The sequence below is a fragment of the Sandarakinorhabdus cyanobacteriorum genome (genome assembly GCF_002251755.1).
GTDB lineage: Bacteria > Pseudomonadota > Alphaproteobacteria > Sphingomonadales > Sphingomonadaceae > Sandarakinorhabdus > Sandarakinorhabdus cyanobacteriorum.
The window spans coordinates 1-1,967 of record NZ_NOXT01000023.1 but is presented as its reverse complement, the minus strand read 5'-3'; the positions used below and the strand labels follow the sequence as shown (position 1 = coordinate 1,967).

At 62.8% G+C, this 1,967-nt stretch carries 1 pseudogene; it reads left to right on the top strand.

The annotated features are described in order from the left end of the window. The first annotated feature begins 284 nt into the window (after positions 1-284). Positions 285-1,578 (top strand): annotated as a pseudogene (locus CHU93_RS00410) (IS110 family RNA-guided transposase). The last annotated feature ends 389 nt before the right edge of the window (positions 1,579-1,967 follow it).

Below are 1,967 nucleotides of genomic sequence, written 5' to 3'. Positions count from 1 at the left end.
CAACGCCCTGACAGGAAGGCTCATGAATAAGGCGGGCTAGCTGAACTGGGACCGGGTGATTGACCGCAACAATCGCCCGATGAACCGGGACGAATCCGCCCTGTTCTATGCACAGAGCTGGCTTCTGACCCATAGAACATTGGGAAGCGGGCAAGTTGGCAGCCGATTTGCCTTGATGGGGCCGGCGGGCGCGAAGCGCCCGCCGGCCCCATCAAGGCAGTCAAGATCGGCCTGCAGGTCTCTAAAGTGAAGTTGCTGAGGCAACACTTTGGAGGCTGACGATAATGACCAGGATGCATTCTACGCCTGCCGGCGCCGTGCTGGTAGCGATTGATATGTCCAAGCACCGGCAAGAGGTGCTGATCGAGCGACCCGAAGGCGGTCGACGCCGCCGCCTGACGGTGATGGCAACCAAGGCTGATTATGATGGCCTCGCCGAACAGCTCGTGGCGATCGGACGCCCGATCGTCGTTGGCTTCGAGGCGACCGGTAATTACCACCGCACACTCGCACATCGACTGCTCAGCGCGGGCTTCGAACTGCGCCTGATCTCGTCGGTGGCGCTGGCCCGGACACGCGAGGCGCTGCACAATGGCTGGGACAAGAACGATCCCAAGGACGCGCAGGTGATCCTGCACATGCTGCGGATCGGTGCCACCCAGCGCTACGTCGATCCGCTTGCCGCCGGCATCAACGATCTGCAGGAGCTGTCGAAGACGCACGAGGCGATCTCGAAGGCCAAGACGCAGACCTGGCATCGCCTCCTGACGCATTACCTGCCGCTCTACTTTCCCGAGATCGCCCGCTTCGCCGGCAACAGCCGGTCGGACTGGTTCCTCGCACTGCTCGAGCGCTTTCCTACCCCTGCGAGCATCACCGTCCTGGGACCCGATGGCTTCTCGGCCGAGGCGTGGACACTGGTCGGTCGCAAGGTGTCAAAGGCGCGCCTGATCAATGACATCTACGCCACTGCAACCGCGTCGATCGCCTTGCCCGTGCCGTTGGACTCGGCCGCGATCACGATGTTCCGCATGGTCATTGCAGAGGCGCGCAGCCTGATCCACCAGCGCGATCAGATCGAAGCGATCGCCCACGCCATGCTTGCTGAGCATCGCGACTACCAGCTCCTGCGCATGGTTCCTGGCATCGGTCCGATCAACGCCTTGACCATCCTCGCTGAAGCAGGCGACCTTCGCCGCTTCAGCCATCATCGCCAGTTCCTCAAGTTCTGCGGCCTCGATCTCGCCACCTGCCAGTCCGGCACATTCCGTGGTCGCACAAAGCTGTCCAAGTACGGCAATGCGCGTCTTCGCCGTACTTTCTGGATGGCCGCACAGGTCGCCGCGCGTCAGCGCGACAACAGCTTCCGCGACAAGCTCGGACGATACACCGCCGGGCACGCGGACGATGCCGATCGTCGCCGCAAGGCGATGACGGCGCTCACCGCCAAGATGGCGCGCGTGGCTCACGCCGTCGTCAAGACGGGGACAGAGTACCGGCCGTTCCTCGAGCGGCCGGCTGCCAGGTGGAAGGCCCCCTCTCTGCAAGTGCCGTGAGGGCGCGACAGCGACCCTGTAGATAATGTTCGGGCCTTCCACCTGGGTTACGTATCTCGTTTTAAGGACGGTGAGGACCACAGCGCTTTCCGCGCCGCTGGATCCTGTGTTTGCTATGGCAGAGAGCGATCCCGTTGACGGTGGAAGCCATCTGGCTCAGATTATATCCCGTGCCGGCTACCGTCGGCACATAGAGACCTGCTGCTAAATCGCGCCAACGCCTCCCAACATAGGACGTTATCTGTTCCGGGCGCCGCAGGCGCGCGGCAAGCTTGATGCCTATCTCAAGGCCGTGACAGCTGGCGAGAACCCGCTGGTCGCCTTCAAGGCGCATGTGGAACCGGATCTCGCCACGCTCAATCGCACGTTGCGCGGGTCGCGTCCCGGCAGGTGGTGTAGGTTATGAGGGTA